Below are 18,526 nucleotides of genomic sequence, written 5' to 3'. Positions count from 1 at the left end.
CTCCTGTGGTCGCCCCCGCACGCATCGAAGAAGCATCGGGAATGTATCAAGATCGACCGGCAGGGTTGCCGGCATGCGAACACTCCACACCGCCGGACCGCCGGCGGGACGGGACACCACGTCGCCGTCCCCATCGGTCCACGTCCGCCCGCTGCACCGCGTCTCGGACGCCGAAGTCCACGCGTGGCACGAGGTCGTCGCGGCCTCGACCGCCCACGACCTGCCCGGTGCACCGGTCCCCGACCCCGCGCAGACCCGGGCCCGGCTGACCGGGGCCGCTCTGAGCAGCCGCCGCCTGACCTGGCTGGCCACCGGCCGGGACGGTGCCGCGGTCGGCATCGCGGGTCTGCGGCTGTTCACCGACCCCGGGCAACGGCACCTGGCCGAGCTGGAGCTGCGGGTCCACCCCGCGCACCGGCGCCGCGGCACCGGATCCCTCCTGCTGGCGGCGGCCACGGCCGCCTGCCGTGCCGAGGAGCGGCGGCGCCTGATCGCCGAGGCGGCGGCCGACGGTCCGGGCGATGCCTTCGCCGCGGGGCGGGGGTTCCGCCCCGTGCTGACCCTGGACCACCTGGTCCTGCGCCTGGACGGCGTCGACGAGGCCGCCCTCGGCCGGATCGCCGAGGCCGCGCACCCCGGTTACCGGCTGACCGGCTGGACGGGAACGGTTCCCGACGGTCTCGCCACGGCCTTCGCCGCGGCCAAGAACGCGATGAACGACATGCCCGTCGGAGATCTGGACTACGGCAGGGTCGCGTGGGACGCCGAACGCGTCCGCGCCATGGCCGCGGTGGTCGCGGAGCGGGGGGACACCCTGCTGACCGTCGCCGCCGTCCACGACGACGGCACGATGGCCGGTTACACGGAGGTCCTGGTGCCCCGGGGGGTGCCGCCGCGGGTCCAGCAGTACGACACCGCCGTCGTGCCCGTGCACCGTGGACACGGCCTGGGGCTGTGGCTCAAGGCGGCCATGGCGCGCCGGCTGCGCGCCGCGTACCCCGAAGTGACCGAGATCGAGACGGACAACGCCGAGGACAACGTCCACATGCTGGCCGTCAACCGCACGCTGGGCTTCCGCTCGTACCGGCGCACGCGGGAGTTCCAGCTCGATGTACCCGCGGCCTGATCCGTACCGCGCCCGGTCCGCTCCGTACCGCGCCCCCGTCCTCTCCGTACCGGCGGGACGGGGCGCTCCCGACTCGTCCACGGGAGGTCGTGCGTCGTCCCGGCGCCGTCTCCGGTCCGGTCCGGCGGTTCCTCGTCGGGGCGGCCCGTCCCGCCGGCCGGGGCCCCGAGGGGCCCGGACGGCACCGGCAGCGACCGGGGACGGCGGCACGACTCCCCCGCCCACCCGGACCAGCGGGCCCCGACGGAGCCGTCGGTCCCGCCACCTCACTCGTCATCCTTCGTCCAGGAGCATCCGTGCACGTCCTCACCGCCACCCTCACCCTGACCGTCGCCGACGCGGACGCGGACGCGTCCCGGGACTTCCTCCGCACCCGCCTCGGCCACCGGACGACCGCGGCCGACGACGAATCGGCCTTCCTGATCGGCCAGGACGCCACCGTCGACATCGTCCTGCGCGGACCGGACAACGGCCGGCCCGCCGTCGCGCGGACGGACGGGGAGGCGGTGGAGCCGGCGCTCGTGTTCACGGTCACCGGCCCGGCCTCCGGAGAGGCCCGTCCGGCGGCGGTCGCCGGCGCCGCGCTCCCGGACGGCGAGGGCCGGGGCGAGCGCCCCGACCGGTCGACCGGACCCCGCGGGCTGCTCGTGCGGCTCGTCACGCGGGCTGACGAGGACCACCGCACCGACGGAGACGGGGCCGTCGTGGCACGGGTGATCACTCCCTCGGCCGACCACGTCACCGTCTCCCCGAACGCCACCATGACCGGCCTGGCGGCCCCAGCCGGGGCAGCACGCAACTCAGCACCTGGACCGTCGCCATGACGGCCGGAGCCACCGGCCCCGAGCACTCCGTCAGCCGCGAACAGGTGTGGACGGTCACCGCGGGCACGCTGGAGGTGACCTGCGGCGGCCGCACCGAGCGGGTCACCGCCGGCCGGACCGTGATCCTGCCGCCCGGCCCGGTCCGCCGGGTCCACGCCCCAACGGACGCCGAGGCCCACGTCGCGATGCGTGCCGACGGCGTCGCCTCCGTGCCGGGCACGGAGGGAACCCGCGCACTGCCCTGGGCCCGGTGACCCGCCCCGCCGGGAGCGCCCCGGCGGCGCCCCGTGCCGACACCCGAACGACCCCCGTCCAGCACCCCCGACAAGGAGCAGATCACATGTACCAGCCGACCGCCGAAGAACTGCGCAGCGTCCACGCCTGGTTCGCCGACTACGACGCCCTGGCCGAACGCGGCGCGATCGAGGACCTGGCGGACCTGGCGGTGTTCCCCATGAACCTGGCCACCGACGTGCCCGGCGGGCGCGCCGCGGTACGGCAGTGGACGCGCGAGGAGTACGTGGAGGCGATGCGGCAGGCCATCGGCGCGGGCACGGCCAGCCTCGGCCTCACGTCCACGCGCACCCCCCGCTTCATCAGCGAGAACCTCGTGGTCGTCGAGACCGAGGCGTCCCTGACCTACGAGGGCCGCGAGCAGCGCATGCACTATGCCGACCTCCTGGTCCGCACCGGGGAAGGATGGGCCTTCCAGACGATGGTGCAGGGCGGCTGGGGACACGGCTGGCCGCCCGCGACGCGCGGATAGGAGACGCGCGGATAGGAACGGTACGGGGGCGGGCCGTCGCCCCCGTACCGGCGCAACCTCGGGCCCGACCGCCGGCCGCCGGACGCCGGACGCCGTCCGGTGATCGGCGGTCGGCGGTCGGCGGTCGGCGGTCGGTCACGCGATCCCGGCCTTCACCTGGGCGAGAGCGCCGAAGAAGGGCCGGCCCGGATCACGAGTCGCGGCGGGACGCGTAGGCGCGGACGTCGGCGTCCGGGTCGGAGGTGGCCGTGGCGAGGGCCGCGCGGGCCCCGGGTGCGTCGCGGTGGGGAAGGAGGGAGAGGACGGCGGCCTTGCGGACGTCCGCGTTGGGGTCGGCCAGGGCACCGGTGAGGGGGGCGACGGCCTGTCCGGGCGGGGCCGCGCGGAGGGCGGTCGCGGCGCCCGCCCGGACCTGCCAGGCCGGGTCGTCCAGGGCGGCCGCGGCCAGCGCGGCGTACCGGGGCGGGCAGCCGGTGGCGGCCAGCGCGGCCAGCGCGGCGCCCCGGACGAGCGGGTCCGGGTCCTTCAGCAGCGGGTCGAGCGGGTCGGGAGCCGGGGTGCGCACGGCCGCGAGACCCCGGGCGACCGCCACGCGGACCTCGCGGGCGGGGTCGGCGGCGGCCACCGCGAGCTCCGCGACCGCGTCCACCGAGACCAGGGCCCGGACGGCGGAGATGCGCACCTCGATGTCGGTGTCGTCGAGCGCGGCGGCGTACACCCCGGCGTCACCAAGGCGCAAGGAGCGCAGCACGTCGAGCGCGGCCGCCCGGACGGTTCCGTCGGCGACGTCCAGCGCCTCGCGCAGCCCGGCCCCCAGTCCGGCCTCCGCGGGCAGGACCTCGACGAGTTCGCGCAGCGCGGCCGCGGCGGCTCCCCGGACCCGCGGCGCGGTGTCCCGCAGGCGCTCGGCGAGCGCGGGTCCGGCACCGGCCGGCACCGTCTCCCCGAGCGCGGCCACGGCGGCCGCCCGTACGGCCGGGTCCGTGTCGCCGAGGTAGGGGCGGAGCGCCTCCAGGTCGGGGGACTCCTCGGCCAGGGACAGCAGGCGGAGGAGTGCGGGGCTGGGCGCCGACGCCCCGGCCGGCGCCTCGGGCGTCTCCAGGGTCCCGGCCGGTGCCCCGGACGCCGTCGGCGTCGCGGGCGCGGCCGGCCGGGCGCTGGGAGCGGCGTCCCGCGGGCCGCCCGTGGTCACCGGCACCAGCGTGACCTCGCCCAGGTGCCGCTCCGGCCCCGCGGCGGGCGCGTACTCCGGCACGGGGACCGCATACGGCTCGACGGGCCGCGCGGTGAACTCCATCGCCCCCGACGCGGACTTGCGCAGGTCGAGGTGGTGCAGCCAGCCCTCGTCGTCCCGCCCCGGGTGGTCGAGCCGCTCGTGGTACAGGCCCCACCGGGACTCGGTGCGGGCCAGCGAGGCCCGGGCGGCCATCTCCGCGCAGTCCCGGATGAAGGTGACCTCCGCGCACCGCATCAGCTCGTGCGGGGTGCGCGCCCCCATCCCGGCGATCTCCTCGGACATCCGGGTGAACGCCTCCACCGCCAGCGACAGCTTCGCCCCGCTCTTGGGCGGCGCCACGTAGTCGTTGACGAACCGCCGCAGCTTGTACTCCACCTGTGGCTGCGGGGGGCCGTCCGGACTGCGCAGCGGCCGGTAGACGAGGTCGTGGGCCGCGGCCAGCTGGTCCCGGGGCAACTCCCCCTCGTAGGCACGGTATTGCGCGGCGTCCTCGCCGGCCAGGTCACCGAAGACGAATGCCCCGATCATGTAGTTGTGCGGTACGCAGGCCAGGTCGCCGGCCGCGTACAGCCGGGGCACGGTGGTGCGGGCGTGCGCGTCCACCCGTACTCCGGAGGCGGAGTGCCCGCCGCACAGCCCGATCTCGGAGATGTGCATCTCGATGTCGTGGGTGCGGTAGTCATGGCCGCGGCCCTGGTGGAAGGTGCCGCGGGTGGGCCGTTCCGTCGTGTGCAGGATCGACTCGACGGCGGTGATGGTCTCCTCGGGCAGGTGGCTGAGCTTGAGGTAGACCGGGCCGCGGTCGGAGGCGAGTTCGGCCGCGAACTCGGACATCATCTGCCCCGACCAGTAGTCCGACTCCACGAACCGCTCGCCGTGCCGGTTCACCTGGTAGCCGCCGAACGGATTGGCGACGTACGCGCAGGCGGGCCCGTTGTAGTCCTTGATCAGCGGGTTGATCTGGAAGCACTCGATGCCGGTGAGCGCGGCCCCCGCGTGGTAGGCCATGGCGTAGCCGTCACCCGCGTTGGTGGGGTTCTCGTACGTCCCGTACAGATAACCGGAGGCGGGCAGCCCCAGCCGGCCGCACGCGCCGGTGGCGAGGATCACCGCCCCCGCGCGCACGGTGACGAACGCGCCGGTGCGGGTGTGGAACCCGGCGGCGCCGATGGCGCGGCCGTCGTCCGGGTGGGTGAGCACCCGGACCGGCATGACGCGGTTCTCGATACGGATGCGCTCGCGCATCTCGCGCCGTCGCAGCTGCCGGTAGAGCACCTTCTTGACGTCCTTGCCCTCCGGCATCGGCAGGACGTACGAGCCGGACCGGTGCACCTGGCGGACCGCGTACTCGCCGTGCTCGTCCTTCTCGAACTTCACCCCGTACGACTCCAGGCGCTGGACCATCGCGAAGCCGCGGGTCGCGGTCTGCCGGACGGTGGACTGGTCGACGACGCCGTCGTTGGCGCGGGTGATCTCGGCGACGTACTCGTCGGGCTCGGCCCGGCCCGGGATGATGGCGTTGTTGACCCCGTCCATTCCCATGGCGAGCGCGCCGGAGTGCCTGACGTGCGCCTTCTCCAGCAGCAGCACGTCGGCGCCGAGCCCGGCCGCGGTCAGCGCGGCCATGGTGCCGGCGGTGCCGCCGCCGATGACGAGGACGTCGCAGGTCAGTTCGGTGGCCTCGGCGAGGTCGGGGATGGCCAGGGGGGTGTCCACCAGGGTGTCCACGTCGGATGCCTTTCGGATGGCTGTCAGCTTTCGGACGGCTGTCAGAGGGATGCGAGGACGCGGCGGCGCACAGCGGCGGTCTCGGGGGCGTGCTGGGCGTCGCGGCGGCGCGGGTGCGGTACGTCCAGCACCCGGCCGGAGCCCAGGAGCAGGACGCGGTCGCCCAGGTGGAGGGCCTCGTCCACGTCATGGGTGACGAACACGACGGTCGCGCCGGTGCCCCGCAGGATGTCGACCAGCAGGTCCTGCATCCCGGCGCGGGTGTGCGCGTCGAGCGCGCCGAAGGGTTCGTCCATCAGGACGGCGCGGGGCCGTCCGGCCAGGGCGCGCGCCAGCTGCACCCGCTGGCGCTGTCCGCCGGACAGCTGGTACGGCAGCTTGTGGGCGTGCCCGGCCAGGCCGACCCGCTCCAGCCAGTCGGCCGCCACCCGCCGCCGCTCGCCCCGGGGGACCCGGCGGATCGCCAGCGGCAGTTCCACGTTCGCGCGGACGGTACGCCACGGCAGCAGGGCGTCGTGCTGGAAGACGAGCGCCCGGTCGGCGCCGGGCCGGACGACCGGCTCGCCGTCCTGGGTCACCCGCCCGCCCAGCGGGGGCAGGAGCCCGGCGAGCGTGCGCAGCAGCGTGGACTTGCCGCAGCCGGAGGGCCCTACGACGGCCAGCAGTTCCCCCGGAGCGATCCGCAGCGTGACGGTGCCGGGGACGGCGGCGCCGTCCGGGTGGCCGAGCCGTACGTCGGTCAGGGCGAGTGCGGCACCCGCCGGTACGGTCACGGGGGACGTGGTCGCGGTGCTCATCGGACCGGCTCCTTCCGGCCGGCGGCGTGGTTCGCCGCCGGGTAGGGGGCGGAGGGCTCTGCGCTGGCGTCCACGCCGGTGGCCGTACCGGTGGCGGTATCGGTGGCCGTACCGGCGGGGGCGGGCGCAGGGAGTTCTGCGCCGGCGCCCACCCCGGTGGCCGTATCGGCGGCGGTACCGGCGGACGTACCGCCCGCGCCGGTGGCCGAGGGGGCGCGGCCGGACCCGCGCGGGGCGCCGCGCGGGGCGGTGGGCTGCCCCGAGGCGGGCCGGGGCAGCCAGGAGGTCGCGCGGCGGCCCAGCAGTTCGACCGCGGTCGAGGTGAGCCAGCCGAGGGCGCCGATGGTGGCCATCCCGACGAACACCCCGGGATAGTCGACGATGGTGTAGTCCTGCCAGGTGCGGTAGCCACCCCGTACTCACCGGAGATCATCTCGGCGGAGATCACACAGATCCACGAGACGCCGATGCCCACCGACAGGCCGCCGAAGATCCCCGGCAGGGCGCCCGGGAGCACCACCGAGAACAGCACCCGCGCCCGGCCGGCGCCCATGGTGAGCACGGCCTCCTCCCAGACCGGTGTGAGCGCGCGGACCGCGTGCCGGGTCGACACCACGACGGGGAAGAAGGCGGCGGTGAAGGTGATGAACACGATGCCCTGTTCGTTGGTGGGCAGCAGCAGGATGGCGACGGGCACCAGCGCGATGGCCGGCACCGGCCGCACCACCTCCACCAGCGGCCCCAGCAGGTCGGCGGCCCACCGGGACCGGGCGACGGCCGTGCCCACCGCCACCCCCATCACCGCGGCCAGCGCGAAGCCGACCAGGATCCGGCGCAGGCTGTGGCCCAGGTCCTGCCAGTAGGCGCCGGTGCCGACCCGGTCGGTGAAGGCGGACGCCACCTCACCGACCGTGGGGAACAGCTCGAACCGCAGCCACAGCGTGGCGTCCAGAGTCGTCAGCACCTGCCACAGTCCCAGGGCGGCGGCCAGCGAGGCCACGCGCACCAGCCAGCGGCCCGCCCTCATGACGCCAGCTCCAGGGCCTCCGCGTATCCGATGACCCTGGCCCCGGGGCGCCCGCCGGCGTACTTCTCGGCGCTGGCCCGGGTGACGAACGCGCGCAGCCGAGCCCCGTCGGCGACCCACACCGCCCTGTCGGCGAACCAGCGGGTGCCGGTCAGCGCGTCCGGGACGTAGGCGGCCCGCACGTCCGTTCCCTTGACGGCCTTCAACAGCTCCTCGGGGCTCTCGAAGACCCGGGTGGTGTTCGCGCCCTTCAGCCACAGCTCGGGCTTGGCGGCGGCGCTCACCGGATACGCGGGGGACGTGACGGCCCGCTTCAGTGGCGCCGGGTCGACGAAGCCGTCCACGTCGACGTCACGCACCAGTCCGGCGGCCTTCAGCACCGGCACGTCCGCCTTCAGCGCGGCGATCAGCTCCGGTCGGAGCTCCGGATCGAAGGTCGCGATGCCGTGTGCGCCGTTGTACAGGTAGACCACCTCCGCCGGCAGCCCGGTGGCCTTCGCCACCGACTCGGCGGCGGCGACCGGGTGGGCGCGCAGATGGTCGGTGGCCCGCCGCTGCGCCCGGAGGAAGTCGTCCAGGATCCCGGCCCGCTCCTTGGCGAACTCCTCCCGGACGGTGACCCCGTGGAAGGTCGGCAGGTTCAGCTGCGCCCCGTCGTACAGGGCCGTGGCCTTGCCCTCGAAGGCGAGCTTCCCCGGCCAGGCGACGAACTGGGAGAGTGCGTCGACGCTGCCCGACGCCAGTGCCGAGGCCCCCACGCTGGGCTGCTGGTTGAGCTTGCGTACGTCCTTGTCCGGATCGACGCCCGCCTGCTGGAGGGCCCTCACCAAAGTGCCGTCCGCGGCGGAGCCGACGCTGGTGGACACCTTCTTGCCGCGCAGGTCGGCCAGCGACCGCAGGGGCGAGCCGGGGCGGGTGACCACGGTGTTCAGGCCGCCGCGGAGGTTGTAGCCGGTGACCGCGACCAGCCGCGTGGGCTGCTTGAGCTCCTTGCCGCGGGCCGCGTTGATCAGCAGCGGGAAGTCGCCCATCGACCCGATGTCGATCTTCCCGGCCGTCATCTGGGCGGTGATGGGGGCACCGGTGGCGTAGTCCTGCCACTCGACCCGGTAGGTGACGCCGTCCTTCTTCCCCCGGGCCGCGAGCTCTTCCTCGAAGTAGCCGAGGGACCGCAGCAGGGTGCCGGCGGTGACGGTGTTGATGGTCTTGGACTGGTACCCGACGGTCACCGTGACGGTCGACGGGTCGCCGTCGCCGTCGGCGCCCGCCGCGCCCCCGCAGGCGGTGGTCAGCGAGAGCAGCAGCGCGGTCGGGAGCAGGGGCAGGAGGCGGTTCTTCCTGGTGGTCATGGGGATGCGGCCTTTCACCGGAGCAAGTAGGGCATGTTGACGGTCACCGCGCCGGTGGGGCAGCGTGCCGCGCACGGGCCGCAGTACCAGCACTCGTCCACGTGCATGTACGCCTTGCCGTTGTCCTCGCGGATCGCGAGCGAGTCGAGCGGGCACATGTCGACGCAGAGCGTGCAGCCGTCGATGCACTTGGACTCGTCGATGGTCACGGGTACGTCCGCGCGCTGCGGAACAAGAGGCATGGCTGTCTCCAAGGCCCGGGAGGGGAAGGGGAAACGGGGACACGGGGGAAGGACGCGGGGTCCGCCACGTCCCCGGGGGAAGGGTCAGGGCGAGCGGCGCAGCACGCCGCTCATGGTGATGCGATCACCGCGGAAGCGGATGAACTCCAGGTCCACCGGACGTCCGTCGGGCAGATGGGTCAGCCGCTCCAGCATCAGTACGGCCGCTCCGCGAGGGGCTTGGAGCACCGCCGCGGAGTGCGCGTCGGCGTTCACGGCCTCCAGGGTGATCTCGGCATGTCCCAGCGGGCCGCCGGTCAGCGACTCCAGGAGCCGGAAGACGTCCGTGTTCTCGAGGTCGCAGCCGAGCAGTTCACCGCCCACGTCCATGGGCAGGTAGGACAGGTCGAGGGACAGCGGCAGGCCGTTCAGGCGGCGCAGCCGCTCGATGCACAGCACGTCGGTGTGCTCGGGCAGGCCGAGCCGGTGGGCCACCGGGCCGGGAGCCGTGACCGGCCCGACGGTGCGGACCTCGTTGGTGACCCGGCCGTGCTCGTGGAGCGTCTCGGCCAGGCCCTGGAGCCGGTCCAAGCCGTGCGGGTACTTCTCGCACACCACCACGGTGCCGACGCCGGGCTGGCGGTCGACGATGCGCTCCCCTCGCAGCAGGTCCAGGGCCTGCCGCACGGTGTTGCGGCTGACCCGGTAGTCGGCGGCGAGGGCGTCCTCGAGCGGCAGGATCCCGCCGGGGAAGCCGCCCGCGAGGATCTGGTGGCGGAGTACGTCGGCGAGCTGCCGGGCCCGGTCCGCACGCAGCCGTCGACGGCGCGCGGCGGCGACCGGGCGGGCTGCGGGGGTGGGTTCGGCTGGCATGGCAGGGAACGTACCGGGAGACCCCCTCCGGTGGTGTTGCCGCAGTATTGCGCCATCCGACGCCCCGTGGAAACCGCTCTGACCTGCGACTTCGATGACCGTGGCACCGAGATCCGCCACCTGGGCGCCCACCACGTGGACCGAGGGCGGCTCACTATCCGGTCAGTGGGGCCCAGGAGGCCCAGCGCCGAGCCGCCAGGCGGGCGGCCGCCGGCCGCCGTACGGGGCGTCGGTGTCCAGCGCCGGGCCGCCGCGGCCGCGTCAAGGAGGCGGTGCGGGACGGGAATCGGGACTCCAGGAAACGTCGGAGGCGAAGCACCTGGTCCTCAGCCTCCTCGAAGCTCAGCAGTCTTCCGCGGATCGTCTGCCAGAACGCGGGCTGCAAGTTGCCGCACCTGCTCGTCCAGGGGCTGATCGTGGGTGATGAAGAACTCGTACGCGTAGGAAGACGCACGCTCTCCCCGTGCCTCGAGGTGGTCGAACTCGACATCGACCCCCTGGGGACTGGTGAGTTCCTCGGGGGCGTCGGGCTCCTCGCGTCGTGGCCAGACGCCCGTGAGGACGCAGCCCCACCGTTCGAACCAGCCGCTGGCTGCAAGGGTCTGCTCGAGTAGCCGGGCGATAGTGTCTACCGGTTCTTCCCAGCTACGGTCCGCCGCGGCCCGCGCGAGTTCGGCTTCGTACTGGGCGGCGTCAAAGGTGATGTCCGCGGGCAGGGCGGTGATGTCGCTGGTGTTCTCCCAGGCGTCCCAGACCACCCGATCGCCCTCGCGGCGCACGGTGACGTACAAGGCGCCGCAGCAGCTGGCGGTGCACGTCGGTTCGGTGATCATGATCCTGCGCGGTTCCCGCGTGATCGCCAGCGGCCAGGTTTCGGCCGGGCCTGTCCAGTGCCGACAGCTGGGTGCCAGCCCTTCCGGGTGGACTTCTCTCAGGACGTCCACGCCGTCGATCAGGGGCCGCACTTCGGCCCAGGGGTCCGCCGCCCAGTCCTCCGGGATCCTGTGCCGCAAGGTCAAGGTGCTGATCGTCAGCTGATCGCTCATGCTCACATGATCGGCTCATGCCACGCGGCCACATACTCATTTCCTGGGCGTGAGCGGCCTCAGCTGGTCACGTCAGGGCAGCCATCACTCGCGATCGAGAGGCTTATTGCCTCACCACGTGAGGCACCCTCCAAGAGGTCATCTCATGTGGTGGCTACGCGTGGGGAGCCCGCGACAAGTCGAGCCACCTCGTACAGGCGGTGCCAGTACTCGGGCGCGTCCGCTTCACCGAGTACCGGCATGACCTGGTCCAGGCGGGCGATGCAGCGAAGCAGAATGCTTCGTCCTCCGTGGCCGGCCACTTGGCAGCCTGGTGCCCCGTCGAGCTGTCACTCGACGGGGCACGGCGACGGCCGGATCGACGAACGGCTTCCGTGACGGGCCGGTCCCCGGCTCGCCTATGCGCCGTTCCGCGCGTAGCGGTTGGCCGGACGCGGCAGGCCGTAGTTCTCGCGGAGCGTGCGCCCGGTGTACTCAGTGCGGAAGAGGCCACGGCGCTGGAGGATCGGCACGACGTGGTCGACGAAGTCGGTCAGGCCGGCCGGAAGGACGGGGGGCATGATGTTGAAGCCGTCGGCGGCCCCCCGCGTGAACCACTCCTCCAGCTGGTCAGCGATCTGCTCGGGGGTGCCGGCGAAGGTGCGGTGACCGCGGCCGGCCCCGAGGCGGGCGATCAGTTCGCGCAGGCTGAGCCCGTCGCGGCGGGCGAGCTCGGCGACGAGGGTGAAGCGGCTCTTGTTGCCGTTGATGTCCCGCTCCTCGGGGAGGTCGGGCAGCGGGCCGTCCAGAGGCAGGCCGGTGAGGTCCACGTTCAGCATGCCGGAGAGCTGGGCGAGGCCGTACTCGGGGACCTGGAGGTCGGTGAGCTGCTGTTCGAGGGCCTTCGCCTCGGCCTCGGTGGACCCGATGACGGGGGCGATGCCGGGCAGGACGAGCAGGTCGCCCTCGGCCCGGCCGTACCGGGCGAGCCGGGACTTGAGGTCCTTGTAGAAGGTCTGGCCGTCGGCGAGGGTCTGCTGGGCGGTGAAGACGGCCTCGGCGTACTGGGCGGCGAACTCCTTGCCGTCCTCGGAGGACCCGGCCTGCACGAGCAGCGGGTACCCCTGCGGGGAGCGCGGTACGTTGAGCGGCCCGGCGACTCCGAAGTGCTCCCCGCGGTGGGCGGCGGGGTGGAGCCTGTCGGTGTCGGCGTAGATGCCGCGTTCCTTGTCGAGGACGATCGCGTCGTCCTCCCAGCTGTCCCAGAGCTTGGTGGCGACGTCGAGGAACTCGCGGGCCCGTTCGTAGCGGCGTGCGTGCTCCAGGTGATCGTCGCGGTTGAAGTTGCGGGCCTCGTCGACGGTCCCGGAGGTGACGATGTTCCAGCCGGCACGGCCGCCGCTGATGTGGTCGAGGGAGGCGAACTTCCGGGCCAGGTTGTAGGGCTCGTTGAAGGTGGTGGAGACGGTGGCGATCAGTCCGATGTGCTCGGTGACGGTGGCGATCGCGGAGAGCAGGGTGAGCGGCTCGAAGCCGCCGAGGGCGTTGTGGCGGGCCTTGCCCCACAGCGCGACCCCGTCGGCGAAGAAGATCGAGTCGAGCTTTCCGCGCTCGGCGGTGCGGGCCAGCTCCTGGAAGTACCGCACGTCGGTGATGCGTTCGGGGCTGCTGTCGGGGTGGCGCCAGGCGGCGTCGTGGTGTCCGGCGTTCATGAGGAACGCGTTGAGGTGGAGGGTGCGGGATGCGGTCATGTCCGGTCCTGGGGTCTCGGTGGCGGGACGGTGGCGGGACGGTGGCTGCCGGGGCGAGTCCGGGCGTGCGCCCGGGGCGTGGCTGTCCGGCGGGCGCGGTGCGGTGCGACGCGGTGCGACGCGATGCGGCGATGCGGCGTTTGATGCGGCGCGGTGCGGCGGGCGGCTCAGGCGGGGACCCGCCAGAGGCTGAGACGGCGCTCGACCGTGACCAGCAACTGGTTGAAGGCCACCCCGACGGCGGAGATCGTGATGATGCCCGCGTACATCTGCGGGATCGCGAAGTTGAACTGCGAGGCGTTGATCAGGTAGCCGAGGCCCGCCTTGGCGCCGATCATCTCGGCGGCGACGAGGACGAGGATGGACACGGCCCCGGCGAGCCGGATGCCGGTGAAGACGGCCGGCACCGAGGCCGGGAGGATCACCTTCTGGAAGAGCCTCGGGGTCGACAGGTTCATCGAGCGCCCACTGCATCTGTTTCTTCTATCTCGTTCTATCTTTACACTCATTAACTTCCACACTCATGTCTATCCTCACTATTTATAAACTATTCACCCCTATATCTCTACTTCCTATCTACAAACATGACTCTTCAGCAGTGCTCTATGTCGCGGCGGTTTTAACGTAACACTCGATTAGCGCGTCCTCTATCTCCTGTCCGCGTACTAGCCTCGTATCCTGTGTAGGCGGTGCGGGGACGGCGACGGCGACGGCGATCCGAATGCGCCGAAGGATCGGGTCAGGCTGGCCGAGCCGTGTGGCGAGCTGCCGTTGCCAGCAGCTCCACCAGGCCCGCCGACCGCGCTGACGGGCGGCAGGAAGGTGGCGTCGACGAGGCCGAGCGGGGTGCGACATCCCACACAGCGAGCAGGGCGAGCAGGGCGGCCGAGCGCAGTCCGACGGCCTTCAGCCCCCGCGCCAGTGCCCTGACGAGCCGCCGCGCCACCGGGGCCGAGGAAAGAGCCGGGGCCGTGGGAGCAACCGGGGCCGCGAGAGGAACCGAGGCCGCGAGAGGAGCCGGGGCCGCGGGTGAGGTCGTGCCCGGGTCGCCGGCCGTCGGGTCGCCCACCGTCGGGGCGGCGGCACCCCGGCCGGCGGCCGGGACCGCGGGCGCGGCGGGAGTGCGAGCGTCCTCCTCGGGCCGGCCCAGGACGTCTGCGCCGGGGGTGCTCGCGACGCTGGTGGTGTCGGTGGTCATACGGCGGCCTCCTCCTTCTCCAGTTGCTGAGCGCGCGCCACCTCGTCGTGGAGCAGGGTCCAGATCTCGTGGCGGTAGCGGGCGAACTCCGGGCTGGACCGCAGGTCCTCGCCCTGGAGTCCGGCGGTGCGGGCCTCCCCGAAAGAGATGGGGACGACCTCCTTCACGCGCCCGGGGCGGGAGGTCATGACGGCCACCTTCTGGCCGAGGTAGACCGCCTCCTCGATGCCGTGCGTGATGAAGACGACCGTCTTGCCCGTGCGCTGCCAGATGCGGCGCAGCTCGTCCTGGAGGGACTCCCTGGTCTGGGCGTCGAGCGCGGCGAACGGCTCGTCCATCAGCAGGACGTCCGGGTCGTACGCCAGGGAGCGGGCGATCGCGACGCGCTGGCGCATGCCGCCGGAGAGCTCGTGCGGGTGCCGGTCCTCGAATCCGGCGAGGCCGACCAGTGCGAGGAACTCCCGCGCTCGGTCGCTTCGTTGACGTCTCGGTACACCGGTCGCCTCCAGGCCGAATTCGACGTTGCCGAGCGCCGTCCGCCAGGGCAGCAGCGCGTACTGCTGGAAGACGATGCCCCGGTCGAGGCCGGGCCCGGTGACCGGTTCGCCGTCGAGCAGGATCCGGCCGGACGTGGGCCGGGACAGGCCGCCGAGGAGGTCCAGAAGAGTGGACTTTCCGCAGCCGCTGGGGCCCACCACGACCACGAACTCGCCGGCGGGGATCTCCAGGTCGATGCCGTCGAGTGCGGTGAACTCCTCCTTGCTCCTCCTTCCCTTCGCCGGGAAGGTCTTCGTCACCGCCTCGAACACGATCTTCGCCATGACGGTCAGCCCCTTCCGAAACCGTTGAACTCGTTGGTGTAGAGGTCGGACGGCTTGAGGCGCCCCTTCTCGATCTCGCCCCGCTCACCGAGCCAGTCGAGCCAGAGCTGGAACGCCTTGTCGGGTATCCGGCCCCCCGGCTCGGCGATCCCGTAGGAGCGCCAGTACCGCAGGGCGGCGGTGTCCTCGTTGCGGCCGCGCTTCTCGACGATCTGCGTCATCCGCGCGACGACCTTGTCGCGCGGGGTGGTGCGGGACCACTCGATGGCCTTGGCCACGCCGGTCGTGAAGGTCCGTACGGTGTCCGGATTCTGCTTGATGAAGCGCTCGGTCATGATGTACGTGCCCGCGCTGAACGGCCCGAGGAGCTCGACGTCCGTGAACAGCGGGCGGATGCCGCCGCCGGCGACGGCCTTGTCGCGCAGGATTCCGGTGAGCACGCCGACCTCGATCTGCTTCTGGCGGAGCGCCTGCTCGGTGTTGACCGGCGGCACCACCAGGGGCTCGACCTGCTCCGCGTCGGCCTTGGAGAGGCCGTTGCGGCTCAGGTAGAGATCCAGCAGCGCCTGGTAGTGCGCGCCCAGGGTGTTCATCCCGACCTTCTTGCCGATCAGGTCGCGGGCCGAGCGGATCGGGCTGTCCTCCAGGACGTAGTAGCCGGCGTAGGACTGCCGGTCGGAGCCGTAGGACGAGATGACGGCCTTGATGGGCGCGTTGCCCGCGGCGAGCTTGATGACCGCGCCGTTGAAGGCACTGCCGAAGTGCGTCTGACCGGTGGCGGCGGACTGGATGTCCTGCGGACCGCTGGTGGTGTTGCCGACCCATTCGAGGCGGACGTCACCGAAGTACCCGAGGTCCGCGGCGAGTTCCGGAAGCGTGACCGCGCCGACCGCTCCCTGGTACTTCAGGGTCTTGATCTGCGAGCCGGAGCCCGGTCCGCCGCCGGTGGTGGCTGTGCCGCAGCTCACCGCGGCCGCCGAGATGCCGAGCAGGGTGAGGAACTGGCGACGTGAGGTGGGGGTCGAGGTGAAGGCTGCGGCCATGACGGTTCCTTGTCGGTACGGGGTTACGGGGTGGCGGTGAGCGCTGCGGCGGGGGCGGAGCGCAGCGCGGCGGCGAACTCGTCGACGGCCTGGTAGAGGTTCAGTTCCGTCTCCGGGCGCAGCCGGTCGGGGCCGTCGCCGCGCTCGACGGAGGAGTCCAGGACGAACCGGCCCGCCGTGACGTGCCGGGCGCCGAGCGCGGCGAGCACGGGGCGCAGGGCGTAGTCGATGGTCAGGACGTGGGCGAGGCTGCCGCCGGTGGCCAGGGGAAGGATCGTCTTCCCGGCGAGCCCGTCCTGCGGGAGCAGGTCGAGGAAGACCTTGAGCAGGCCGGTGTACGAGGCCTTGTAGACGGGGGTCGCGATGACCAGGCCGTCGGCCTCGGCGACGGCTTCGAGCGCCCGGCGGACGGCCGGCTCGTCGCGGCGGGCGGCGAGCAGGTCGGCGGCGGGCAGGTCGCGTACGGAGAGGTGCGCGGTCTCGAAACCGGAGTGCGCCAGGCGGCGCAGCACGTGGTCGGAGACGACGGCGGTTCGGGAGTGGGCGGAGGGGCTGCCGGTGATGGCGAGCAGGCTGGGCACGGGGGCTCCTTGGGGGGACGGTCAGGCGGCGGTCGAGGCTCCGGAGGCGATGCCGAAGGCAGGGGCCGGCACGGTCTCGGGGCTGATCAGTCGGGACGGCGCCCCGTCGGGCCCGACCGGGACGTCCCCGTCGACCGTGACGCGGCGCAGGGTGCGCTCGTGCTCGTCGGAGTCGTCCACGCCGTAGTGCTGGGTGGCGCGGTTGTCCCAGATCGCGACGTCACCGGCCCGCCACTGCCAGCGCACGGTGTTCTCGGGGCGCTCGATGTGCGCCTGGAAGAGGTCCAGCAGGGCGCGCGAGTCGCGGCCGGTGAGCCCGGCGATGCGCTGCACGAAGTTGCCGAGCAGCAGGGAGCGTTCCCCGGTCTCGGGGTGCACCCGGACCACCGGGTGCTCGGTGAGGAACGAGGTGGAGGTGAACACCTCGCGGTACTGCGCCAGCGCTTCGGGCAGCGCGTCGGGACGGACGGCGGCGTAGTCGTACTCGTTGGAGTGAAGCGCGCGCAGGCTGTCGGCGAGGGCGCGCAGGGGCTCGGGGAGACCGGCGTAGGCGGTGGCCGTGTTGGCCCAGAGGGTGTTGCCGCCGTACGGGGGGACGGTGACGGCGCGGAGGATGGAGAAGGCGGGGTAGGCGGGGACGAAGGTGACGTCGGTGTGCCACTGGTTGGCACGGGCACCGTGGTGGGAGTCGATGCCGAGGGCGTAACGCCCGTCGACGGAGGGGACGGTGGGGTGCGCGACGGGCGTGCCGAGCAGCTGGGCGAAGGCCTCGTGCGCGGCCTCGTCGAGGTGGTCCTGGCCGCGGAAGAAGATGACCTTGTGGGCGAGCAGCGCGGCCCGGACCTCGGCGACGGTCTCCTCGGGGAGGTCGCCGCCGAGGCGGACGCCGCCGATTTCGGCGCCGATGCGGCCGCCGATCTTGGTGATCGTGGGCAGGGTGGTGGTAGCGGTGGTCATGGGAGCTCCCTGGGAGGGCGAAGGGGGACAGTGCTACGGGTGAGCGGCCCGCCGCGGTGCGCGGGCGGACGGGTGGTGCAGGAAGGGGGTGCGGAGGTCGCCCCGTGCGGCGGATGCGTCGCGACGCCGCCTCGGGTACGGCGCGGCCTGTCGGCCGTGGCCCCGGTAGCCGGGACGAGCGCCCGGATCAGGCCGTGCTCAGGCCTGACAGCGGCCCGGACACGCGCCCGGCGCGTCACAGGGGCCGGGGGTGTGGAGCCGCGGTACGAGAAGTTCGTTCGCGGACATGTCCCGGAGCGTGGCAGTGCCCCCACCCCCGGTCAACCCCTGCCCCCTCCCGGCCCCGAACCTGGGCGGTCCCGCACACGGCCCCGACGACCTGGCCTTTTGCTGTCCTTCGTGTCCCCGTCAGCTGACCTGCGGTGGCCGAAACCCGTGGCTGGATTTCATGACCCCGCAACGCCGTCGACACGCTCCCCGCTACCGCCGCGCGGAGCCTCTCGCCCACTCACCGTCCCGGACTGCCGCGGCCTGAGCCCTCGGCCGGGGCGCCACCGACAGCCCGCGCGACCGTCTTGCGCCGGCGGCGGCCTGAAGCCCTTCCCACCCGGGGGCACAGCGCTGGAGGCGTCGCGACACCGCCCCTCCCGGTGGCACGCCGAAAGCCGGGTCATGACCGAGCGCTCCTCGATCGAGGCTCGGACCTGACGCGATGAGCCCAGGTCAGCGCACCCGTCGCGTCTTCAGCCGCAGCGACGGAAACGGCTCGTCGACGAACTCGTCAGGTGCCCGCGGCGGTCAGTTCTCCCACCCAGCGCCGGGCTTCCCAGAGGGGTGTGTCGGCGCGGAGGAGGGGCCCGGAGGACGGCTTCCGTCTTCCCTCCTCCTCGCTCGCCCGGAACGTCAGGGAGGGGGTGCTTCTGGAGCAGCCCGGCGGCTGCTTGCTGTCGGCGAGCTCCGCGGGCGCGGTGCCTCGTGGATGCCTTGCAGGGCGAGCGCGAGCCGGTTGCCCAAGGCCCGCACCGAGTGCTCGGGCAACGGCCCGTGCTGCTCGGCCACGACGGCGTGCAGGTCGGGTCCGGGAACGCCCTGGGTCGCGATCCAGGGCGTCTCCGCGTCCGTGTCCGCGTCGAGCACGGCCGCGGTCCAGGCCCCGCCGACCCGCTTCGCGGCCCTCCCCTGCATCGCCCACCACTCGCGGA

The 18,526-nt window shown here is 73.0% G+C and carries 17 protein-coding genes and 2 pseudogenes; 4 read left to right on the top strand and 15 right to left on the bottom strand.

Going from position 1 to position 18,526, the window contains the following annotated elements:
- Positions 1-73: 73 nt before the first annotated feature.
- The 4 genes from ABD954_RS31720 (at position 74) to ABD954_RS31705 (ending at position 2,716) form a co-directional block, all read left to right on the top strand.
- Positions 74-1,126, top strand: a complete 1,053-nt coding sequence (locus tag ABD954_RS31720; RefSeq protein WP_345491260.1) for a GNAT family N-acetyltransferase — start codon at positions 74-76, stop codon at positions 1,124-1,126.
- Between the two features lie 296 nt (positions 1,127-1,422).
- Positions 1,423-1,950, top strand: a complete 528-nt coding sequence (locus ABD954_RS31715; protein WP_345491259.1) for a hypothetical protein — start codon at positions 1,423-1,425, stop codon at positions 1,948-1,950.
- Complete coding sequence (locus ABD954_RS31710; RefSeq protein ID WP_345491258.1) at positions 1,947-2,204, top strand: cupin domain-containing protein; 258 nt, start codon at positions 1,947-1,949, stop codon at positions 2,202-2,204. Before ABD954_RS31715 ends, ABD954_RS31710 begins: the two co-directional genes overlap by 4 nt.
- A gap of 86 nt (positions 2,205-2,290) precedes the next feature.
- Positions 2,291-2,716 carry a nuclear transport factor 2 family protein gene (locus ABD954_RS31705; RefSeq protein WP_345491257.1) on the top strand — a complete coding sequence of 142 codons (426 nt, stop codon included), beginning with the start codon at positions 2,291-2,293 and terminating at the stop codon, positions 2,714-2,716.
- Positions 2,717-2,906: 190 nt separating this feature from the next.
- On the opposite strand, the gene ABD954_RS31700 is transcribed toward ABD954_RS31705, so the two are convergent.
- The 15 genes and pseudogenes from ABD954_RS31700 to ABD954_RS31630 all read right to left on the bottom strand — a co-directional run.
- On the bottom strand, positions 2,907-5,681 hold the full coding sequence (locus tag ABD954_RS31700; RefSeq protein ID WP_345491256.1) for a fumarate reductase/succinate dehydrogenase flavoprotein subunit: 2,775 nt from the start codon (positions 5,679-5,681) through the stop codon (positions 2,907-2,909).
- Positions 5,682-5,722: 41 nt separating this feature from the next.
- Positions 5,723-6,478, bottom strand: coding sequence for an ABC transporter ATP-binding protein (locus ABD954_RS31695; protein WP_345491255.1), 756 nt, complete (start codon positions 6,476-6,478; stop codon positions 5,723-5,725).
- A 239-nt stretch (positions 6,479-6,717) separates the two neighbouring features.
- A pseudogene (locus tag ABD954_RS31690) lies at positions 6,718-7,505 on the bottom strand (ABC transporter permease); the annotation flags it as partial.
- Entirely contained in the window at positions 7,502-8,854 is a 1,353-nt protein-coding gene (locus tag ABD954_RS31685; protein WP_345491254.1) for an ABC transporter substrate-binding protein, read from the bottom strand. The pseudogene ABD954_RS31690 and the gene ABD954_RS31685, both read right to left, overlap by 4 nt.
- Positions 8,855-8,868: 14 nt before the next feature.
- Positions 8,869-9,096, bottom strand: a complete 228-nt coding sequence (locus tag ABD954_RS31680; RefSeq protein ID WP_125741086.1) for a 4Fe-4S dicluster domain-containing protein — start codon at positions 9,094-9,096, stop codon at positions 8,869-8,871.
- Between the two features lie 84 nt (positions 9,097-9,180).
- Positions 9,181-9,948 carry a GntR family transcriptional regulator gene (locus ABD954_RS31675; RefSeq protein WP_345491245.1) on the bottom strand — a complete coding sequence of 256 codons (768 nt, stop codon included), beginning with the start codon at positions 9,946-9,948 and terminating at the stop codon, positions 9,181-9,183.
- A gap of 326 nt (positions 9,949-10,274) precedes the next feature.
- Entirely contained in the window at positions 10,275-10,994 is a 720-nt protein-coding gene (locus ABD954_RS31670; protein WP_345491243.1) for a hypothetical protein, read from the bottom strand.
- A 398-nt stretch (positions 10,995-11,392) separates the two neighbouring features.
- Positions 11,393-12,724, bottom strand: coding sequence for an LLM class flavin-dependent oxidoreductase (locus ABD954_RS31665; protein WP_345491240.1), 1,332 nt, complete (start codon positions 12,722-12,724; stop codon positions 11,393-11,395).
- A 167-nt stretch (positions 12,725-12,891) separates the two neighbouring features.
- Positions 12,892-13,182, bottom strand: coding sequence for an ABC transporter permease (locus tag ABD954_RS31660; protein WP_425584084.1), 291 nt, complete (start codon positions 13,180-13,182; stop codon positions 12,892-12,894).
- Positions 13,183-13,463: 281 nt separating this feature from the next.
- Positions 13,464-13,922: a hypothetical protein gene (locus ABD954_RS31655; RefSeq protein ID WP_345491238.1), complete on the bottom strand. Its 459-nt coding sequence runs from the start codon at positions 13,920-13,922 to the stop codon at positions 13,464-13,466.
- Positions 13,919-14,743, bottom strand: a complete 825-nt coding sequence (locus ABD954_RS31650) for an ABC transporter ATP-binding protein (RefSeq protein ID WP_345491236.1) — start codon at positions 14,741-14,743, stop codon at positions 13,919-13,921. Before ABD954_RS31650 ends, ABD954_RS31655 begins: the two co-directional genes overlap by 4 nt.
- A gap of 5 nt (positions 14,744-14,748) precedes the next feature.
- Positions 14,749-15,786 carry an ABC transporter substrate-binding protein gene (locus tag ABD954_RS31645; protein ID WP_345491235.1) on the bottom strand — a complete coding sequence of 346 codons (1,038 nt, stop codon included), beginning with the start codon at positions 15,784-15,786 and terminating at the stop codon, positions 14,749-14,751.
- Positions 15,787-15,809: 23 nt separating this feature from the next.
- Entirely contained in the window at positions 15,810-16,367 is a 558-nt protein-coding gene (ssuE, locus tag ABD954_RS31640) for an NADPH-dependent FMN reductase (protein WP_345491233.1), read from the bottom strand.
- Between the two features lie 21 nt (positions 16,368-16,388).
- The gene (locus ABD954_RS31635) at positions 16,389-17,324 is read right to left on the bottom strand and encodes a TauD/TfdA dioxygenase family protein (RefSeq protein ID WP_345491231.1); all 936 of its coding nucleotides are present in this window, start codon (positions 17,322-17,324) and stop codon (positions 16,389-16,391) included.
- Positions 17,325-18,293: 969 nt separating this feature from the next.
- Positions 18,294-18,497, bottom strand: a pseudogene (locus ABD954_RS31630) (hypothetical protein); the annotation flags it as partial.
- Positions 18,498-18,526 lie beyond the last annotated feature (29 nt).

It is taken from the genome of Streptomyces roseoviridis (assembly GCF_039535235.1).
GTDB classification, from domain to species: Bacteria; Actinomycetota; Actinomycetes; order Streptomycetales; family Streptomycetaceae; genus Streptomyces; species Streptomyces roseoviridis.
The sequence above is the reverse complement of the archived record's forward strand: the minus strand, read 5'-3'. Positions and strand labels throughout refer to the sequence as shown.